Source organism: uncultured Brachyspira sp., assembly GCF_949287625.1.
GTDB lineage: Bacteria > Spirochaetota > Brachyspiria > Brachyspirales > Brachyspiraceae > Brachyspira.
Map to the genome: position 1 here is coordinate 1 of NZ_CASEGO010000123.1, position 7,976 is coordinate 7,976.

Here is a 7,976-nt window from a genome sequence, read left to right on the forward strand (position 1 = left end):
CCGAAATAATATACATATTCTCCATCATGCCAAGCTACATCGCAGTGATTTTGTAATATTTTATACATTTTATAATTATTTCATTTTTCTAAAAAAGTGATAAAAAAATATATTTAATTTATATTCAAAAAAAGCGTCAAAATTTGTCATGTCCATAAATTATAATTAAGTTAAAAATAAATATTAAAAGGATATAATCTTATGGAAGAATTAAACAGACAAAATAAAAAATATATTATACAAGATAAAAACGATTACTATTATAGCAAACATTCATTAAATTATTTTTTAGAAGAACTTGATAAACTTATAGAGAAAAATAATATAGAAATAAAAGAAGAAGATAAACTCATAATAAATGATCATCATAATTGTTCAGTATATACTTTTATAAGAGTATTAGAAAAATATTTAATAAGGATTAACTTTGAACAGTTTGTGCATCCAGACCCAGAAACACAAAAAGACTTATTGGGCTGGGATTATAAATGTTTATTAGAAAAGGATAAATTTCCAGATATTTATGAGAAGTATCATAATGATAAATTTCCTATACTAGATGATGAGTTTTCAGAATTGCATGTGTATGTAGAAGATGATGGAATGTATGAACTATTAATTCCTTCTTGGCATTATGAATATGATGACGGCGAGTACAGAGATTTTATAGAAAAAGAAGATGAAGAAGATTATAAAGAAAATAAAAAAGATAAAAAAGAAATGATTTCTGAAAAGTATAGAAAGAATGGAGTTATATATTTTGAAACTAAAGAATTGGTTGATGAGTTTTTTGAAAGTGGTGAAGCTGATTCAAGAACTTGGTTTAGCGAATGGGGAAGTGAAAATAAGAATGAAGCAATGAAGTATTTTGATGAAAGATGCAGCAAACATTGGGAAGAAGAATACCAAAGAGAATTAGATAAATACAATATCACAGATAAAGATGACTGTATGAAAAGTTATATTATATATGATGAAGAAGATATAGATTATTATTTTGAAAATAGAGATTTATTTTCATTTCCATTTTTTATAACAGGGTACAATGAATTATTTGAGCATTTTTATAAAAAGCTGATGAAAGATAGAGAAGAAGTCAATAATTCTATAAATGATGATATAAAAGAGAAATGCGACAGACTATTATATGATTATATTTTGGGTTATAGTCCTAATCATAGATTTGCTCCTAATAAAGCCATTTATGTATTAAAAGAATATATCAAAGAAAATTACAAAGATAATTCCAAAGAGTATATTGATTTGGCTTTAAGGTACATTATGAATTATACAAGATATTTAGACAGGGATAAACTTATAGAAAGATATTTCAAAGGTGATAAGAGATTTTTATATAAGCTGTAATTATTTATACTGATTTATTATTTAAAAACCTACCGTGAGGCCGTTTTTTGTACCTCTATATAATTAAAAATAATAAAAATATAGGAGCTACACTATGAAAAAATCATATACTTTAGAAGAAATCGAAAATATAATAAACAAAGAGTGTTCTTATGAACCTGATGAATTTGATAATCAATCAGATAATGAAGAAAATGATGAAGATTATCAAAATAATGATGAGAATAATAATGAAAATATAATTGATAAAGTTATAGAAGTATTAAAAGAGTATATTAAAAAAGATAAAAATAATACAAAAGCTTTAACTTTATTAGGAAGAGCATATTATTCTAATAGAGATAATAAAAAAGCAGAAAAGCTATTTAAAAAAGTTTTGTTAATAAACCCTAATGATGATAAAACATTATACTATACAGCAGTCAATTATCTATATAATTTTATAGGAAATGAAAAATATAATGACGCATTAAAACTTATTAAAAAAGCTATAGAATTAAATGAAAATGATTCAGCATATTGGCATCTTTTAGGATATATTAATCGGGAAAATGAAAATTATTATGCGGCAATAGAGTATGCTGAAAAAGCAGTTAAGTTAAATAAAAGCTATGTTGTTGATGATGGTAATTATATGGAATATTATCTTACTGTGATAGGAGAATCATATTTTAAATTGGGTAAATATGATAAAGCAATAGAAGTGTTTAAAGAAATAATAAAACTTCCTCGTCATGATCAAAGCGATTTTATGTATTTAGGATTATCATATTTTGAGAAAAAAGAATATGATAAGGCTATAGAAAATTATGAGAAGGTATTAGAAATTCATCCTTCTTGTGATTATATAGAAAATACCAGTGCAATAAATGCATTAGCTAAATCTTATATGTCTTTAGGAGAGTATCAGAAAGGTATTGATGCATATAAAGAATATATTAAAAAACATGAATGGCGTTGGATAAGATATTTATATAAGAAAGAGATTGAAGACTATAAATATTTAATAGAAGCATTTAATCAGCTTATAGAAGAAGAGCCTAATAATTTTGAATATTATGACGGATTAGAAACTATATATTCTTATGATTTGAATATATGTGATAAAGGAGCTAATGTACTTGAGAAATATTTACTAAATAATACTGATAATATTAACTATCAAGTTTATGAAACTTTGGCTCATTTATATGAAAATATTTACAGATATGATAAAGCTATTGAAATGTATAATAAACTTATAGAAATTAATCATTTTGACAATTATGATTATTGCCGTTTAGCTGATATTTATAAAAAAATTAAAAATTATGATAAGGCTTTGGAGATGTATGAAGAAAATACTTACAGTAATATAATAAAATTATTGGATTTGTATGATAAACTTTCAAAACATGAGAAAAGAAATTTACTTATTGATGATTCTATTAATTATTATACTAATAATAATGATTATAAAAAATTATCTGATTTATATATGCATATAGGCGAAAAATATAAGGCTATTGAATATTATAAAAAATATGTCAATTTAGATTATAATAAAAATGATGGATATAATTTTAAATATATTGCAGAAATTTATGAGAGTTTAGGAGAAAAGGAAAATGCAGAAGAATATTATAAAAAAGCAATAGAGATTTATGAAAATAAAAAAGATAAAAGTTGTTGGACTTTAGAGATTATAGGAGATTTATATAATTCTATAGGTAATAAAAACAAAGCTATTGAAGCATATAAAAAAGCTATAAAAGTTGAAATAAAAAGTGCTAGTCGTATGTACAGAAGAGAAAACAGATGGGAGAGAGAAGATCTTAAAGGTTTTTATTCAAAAGAGATAGCTGATTTATATATAAAAATAGGCAATAAAAATAAGGCATTAAAATCTTATAAACATGCCATTTCATTAGATCCTAATCGTGAAGAGTATTATGTTTCTATTGCTGAAGTTTATGATGGTATGAATGAAAAAGACTTGGCAAAAGAATATTATCAAAAGGTTATAGATATTAATAAAAAATATTTTGAAGATCGTCCATACAGATGCGATATTCTAAAAGATATTGCTGAATTATATTTAAAAATTGATGATAAAGAAAATGCTGAAGAATGCTATAGAAAAATTTTAGAGATTAACCCTTATAATGATGAGGCAGCAGATTATTTAAAAAACTTGAATGATTGATACAAAATATTTTGACAATTATTATTTATATTAGTATAATTATAAACTATATTAAAGTATTACTTATTAATTTTTTAATGAGTAATACTTTATAATATTTATTTTTATTAAAATGATAATAAATAATAGTAAAGGAAATAGTAAAATGGATCAATTTATAGATGTAGTAAACTTTGAAATAGAGGCAGGACATGGAGGAGCAGGCAGTGTAAGTTTTAGACGTGAGGCACATGTACCTATGGGAGGTCCAGACGGAGGCAATGGAGGAGACGGGGGAGATGTTATAGTAAGAGTTGATGCCAGAATAAACAGTTTCGGAAAGATAAAAAGCAGAAAAAGATTCAGAGCAAGAGACGGAGAGCCCGGAAGAGCAAGATTAAGCGATGGTAAAAAAGGCGACGATGTAGTTATAAGAGTGCCTATAGGAACGGTTATCTATGATGAAGATACAAATAATATATTAGCCGATTTACTTGAAGACGGAGAAAGCTATACTGTAGCAAGAGGCGGAAAAGGCGGTAAAGGAAATAAATTTTATGCTACTGCTACAAATCAAGCCCCTGATTATGCACAGCATGGTTTGGACGGTGAAAAACTTAATATAAGGCTTGAAGTGAAATTAATAGCTGATATTGGTCTTGTGGGTATGCCTAATGCTGGTAAATCTAGTTTGCTTGCTAGACTTACAAGAGCCAATCCTAAAATTGCATCATATCCTTTTACTACATTAACTCCTAATCTTGGGGTGTGCTATTTAGATTATGAAAGAAGTTTTGTTATTGCTGATATACCGGGTATTATTGAAGGAGCAAGCGAAGGGGCTGGACTTGGTCTTACTTTTTTAAGGCATATTGAGAGGACTGGGGCTTTATGTTTTGTTATAGATTTAACTGATGAAGATGTAGCAGATACTTATAAAAAATTAAGAAATGAATTAAAACAGTACAGTAAAGAATTAATAAAGAAAAAGTCTATTATAGTACTAAATAAAACAGATATGCTTGAAAAAGATGAGATAAAAGAAAAAGTAAAAGCTATAGAGAAAACCGTAAAAAAAGAGTATAAAAATAATAAAGAAACTCATTATGAAGAGCCAGAAATATTTGCTTTGTCAGTATTTAGTTTAGAAGGTGATATGCTTGATAAGGTAATAAATGCATTTTATAAAGCTAATGAAGAGAGATACGATAATACAGCCAAACAAACAAAAGAGCCTTTGCTTCTTAATCAGAATAAAGATAAATCAAAACTTAAAACAAAAAGAGTATTCGGACCTGTTATGTCAAAGAGACTAGGCAATTCTTTGGGAATAGATGTTATACCTCATAAAACCTGCAGCTATAACTGTATATACTGTCAATTAGGTTCAGAAGAAAATACTAGAACATCTCTTGCCAATTATTATTCTGTAGATGAGATAATTTACGAATTAAAAGAGGCTTTGCTTAATAATAAAAATATTGATTATATAACATTTGCAGGTTCTGGAGAGCCTACTTTATATAAAGATTTAAAAAAACTTATTTATGAAATAAAACAGATAACTGATATTCCAGTATGTATTATAACAAATGGTTCTTTGCTTTATAAACAGGAAATGCGTTCTGATTTGCTTATGGCTGATTTGGTAATACCTTCGCTTGATGCTGGAAATATTGATACTTTTAAGATAATAGATCAGCCTAATAAAGAAATTGATTTTGATAAAATGGTTAGCGGACTAATAGAGTTTAGAAGAGTTTTTAAAGGAGAGTATTGGCTTGAGGTATTTTTACTTAAAGGTATTAATGACAGTAAAGAAGAGCTTGATGATATAATAAAAATAGTAAATAAAATAAAACCAGATAAAGTTCAGCTTGTTACAGCTACTAGAAGAACTGCTAATGAAAAAGCTAAGGCATTGAACGATGAAGAGTTAGAAAAAGTAAAAAAATATTTTAATGCCAACTGCGATATTGAAATAGATGTTCCTAGTGTATCTGACAATGCTAAGGGAAATACTAAAAAAGTTACAGAGGAAGATATAATAAATTTTTTAATAAGACAGCCTGATACGGTTCACATGATAGCAGTAAGTTTTAATGAAGATGAAAAGAGGGTAAGCGAATTATTAAAAAAATTAACAGAAAGCGGAAAGGTAAGAGAGGAGATAGTTAATGGTGTAGTTTCTTATGCTGTTAATATTTGATATAATTTTATAAAATACTATTAATTAAAAAATACGGATTTTATTATGAACTTTTATGATAATACTTATACATCTAAGCGTAATGTAGTTTTTGGAAAGAATATAGTTTCAACAAGCAATGTACTAGCTTCTGAGGCTGGAATAGAGATTATAAAAAAAGGCGGTAATGCAGTAGATGCGGCAATAGCTGCTGCTGCTGCACTTACTGTTGTTGAACCTACTTCAAACGGACTTGGAGGAGATGCTTTTGCAATAATAAATTTTGAAAATAAAATGTACGCTATTAATGGAAGCGGATTTTCTCCGAAGAATTTGAATGTTGATAAAATACTTTCATATAATTTTGATAAAATGCCTTTATACGGAGTTCTTCCAGTAACTGTTGGAGGCATTCCATCAACTTGGGCAGCTCTTATAAAAAAATTCGGTAAATTAAAACTTATTGATGTGCTTGAGCCTGCTATTAGATATGCAAAAGAAGGATATGCTATTGAGCCTCAAGCAGCTCTTGATTGGAAAGAGGCTTATAATATGTATTTGAATGCTTCTGATAATCTAAAAAAAGAAGAGTTTAAATATTGGTTTGATACTTTTACTTTTAATGGAAAAACTCCTGAACTTGGTGAAATAGTAAAACTTCCATATCATGCTAAAACTTTATATGATATAGGAAAAACAGATTCAGAGTGTATTTACAGAGGAGAATATACTGAAAAAATAGATGCATTCATGAAAAAATACGGAGGATATTTATCTAAAGAGGATTTGAATGAATATTATCCAGAGTTTGTTATTCCTATAACTACTAATTATAGAGGATATGATATTTATGAAATTCCTCCAAACGGACATGGTATTACTGTTCTTATGACTTTAAATATATTGTCAAATTTTGATTTTAATAATTTAAGCGAATTAGAAAAAATACATTATCAAATAGAGGCTTTAAAATTAGTTTTTACAGACACAAAAAAATATGTAGCAGATATTAACTATATGCAAACCTCTATTGAAGAAATGCTTTCAAAAGACTATGCCAAAAAAAGAGCTTCACTTATAAATAAAAATAAAGCATTAGAACCTATAAATCATATATTCTCATCAGGCGATACAGTTTATTTAGCTTCTTCTGACAGTTACGGCAATATGGTTTCATATATACAAAGTAATTATACAGCTTTCGGTTCTGGTATAGTAATTCCAGAAACTGGCATAGCTTTGCAAAACAGAGGTGCTAACTTTTCATTAGATCCTAATTCAGATAACTTTATAGCATCTCATAAAAAGCCTTATCATACTATAATACCAGCCTTTATATGCAAAGATTCAAAACCTTATGGGGCATTGGGTGTAATGGGAGCTTTTATGCAGCCTCAGGGACATGTTCAGGTTATAAGTAATTTGATAGATTATGATTTAAATCCTCAGGCGGCATTGGATAAACCCAGATGGCAGTGGGTTGGTGATAAAAATATAGAATTAGAATATAATTTTGATAATTATATCTATAAAGAACTTTCATCACTTGGACATAATATAACAAAGAAAGATTATATCACATACTTCGGATATTTCGGACGCGGACAGATTATATTAAAAAATGATAATGATGTTTATTTTGCAGGCTGTGATGGAAGGACTGATTCGGCTATATCTGTTTGCTAGATTAAATCTAAAAAGTAAAAAAATAACAAGCCTTTAAATAAATTAAAGACTTGCTAAAAGATTTTATATTTTAGGGACATTATTTCTTATCTGGGAAAATTACACCTTTTTTGAGTATAATATTTGCATATATTTCAAGTTCGCTTATAGCAACAATAGCATAAACATTTTTGCATCTGTCATAATATGCAAATCTTTCCAAATATTCGTAGTTTAATTTTTAATGTTTTGCTATTATATACCTAAACAACTATAGTTTGTCAAATTTTAATTGTTTATAAATGTAATTATAATTTATTTATAATATAATATATTTTTATCAATCAACAAAATATGTTTTAGATGTATAGTAAATTATTTATTTGGTATAATAATATGTAATCAGCTGCACGTATCGTTGACATTTGATAAGAATAAACAATACTGTGCGGGAAGGTGCATGCGAAACGTCCCGAACGAAGATGAGGGAGAGCTCTCGGTTGACAAACTTAAAAATTTTTAGTATATACCTAAACAAATATAGTTTGTCAATTTTCAAACAGATGAAAATTCTCTGCTAATGCTATTGATAGT

Annotated in this window: 5 protein-coding genes; 4 read left to right on the forward strand and 1 reads right to left on the reverse strand. The window is 27.1% G+C overall.

Translation table 11 applies throughout. The features are described from left to right. Window positions 1-201 precede the first annotated feature (201 nt). From Q1X91_RS13910 to Q1X91_RS13925, 4 genes are all read left to right on the forward strand, one after another. Complete coding sequence (locus Q1X91_RS13910; RefSeq protein WP_300758878.1) at window positions 202-1,365, forward strand: hypothetical protein; 1,164 nt, start codon at window positions 202-204, stop codon at window positions 1,363-1,365. 94 nt (window positions 1,366-1,459) lie between these two features. After that, window positions 1,460-3,550, forward strand: a complete 2,091-nt coding sequence (locus Q1X91_RS13915; protein WP_300758879.1) for a tetratricopeptide repeat protein — start codon at window positions 1,460-1,462, stop codon at window positions 3,548-3,550. A gap of 145 nt (window positions 3,551-3,695) precedes the next feature. Beyond that, a complete protein-coding gene (gene obgE / locus Q1X91_RS13920) occupies window positions 3,696-5,738 on the forward strand; it encodes a GTPase ObgE (RefSeq protein WP_300758882.1) in 2,043 nt (680 codons plus the stop codon). 45 nt (window positions 5,739-5,783) lie between these two features. Then, on the forward strand, window positions 5,784-7,403 hold the full coding sequence (locus Q1X91_RS13925) for a gamma-glutamyltransferase family protein (RefSeq protein WP_300758885.1): 1,620 nt from the start codon (window positions 5,784-5,786) through the stop codon (window positions 7,401-7,403). Between the two features lie 79 nt (window positions 7,404-7,482). On the opposite strand, the gene Q1X91_RS13930 is transcribed toward Q1X91_RS13925, so the two are convergent. Further along, on the reverse strand, window positions 7,483-7,605 hold the full coding sequence (locus Q1X91_RS13930; RefSeq protein ID WP_300758888.1) for an RbsD/FucU domain-containing protein: 123 nt from the start codon (window positions 7,603-7,605) through the stop codon (window positions 7,483-7,485). Window positions 7,606-7,976 lie beyond the last annotated feature (371 nt).

Bases quoted from the DNA above. Each gene is read 5' to 3' on its own strand.
- Q1X91_RS13910 (WP_300758878.1), top strand. From the start codon at position 202: ATGGAAGAATTAAACAGACAAAATAAAAAATATATTATACAAGATAAA.
- Q1X91_RS13925 (WP_300758885.1), top strand. From the start codon at position 5,784: ATGAACTTTTATGATAATACTTATACATCTAAGCGTAATGTAGTTTTT.
- Q1X91_RS13915 (WP_300758879.1), top strand. From the start codon at position 1,460: ATGAAAAAATCATATACTTTAGAAGAAATCGAAAATATAATAAACAAA.
- obgE (WP_300758882.1), top strand. From the start codon at position 3,696: ATGGATCAATTTATAGATGTAGTAAACTTTGAAATAGAGGCAGGACAT.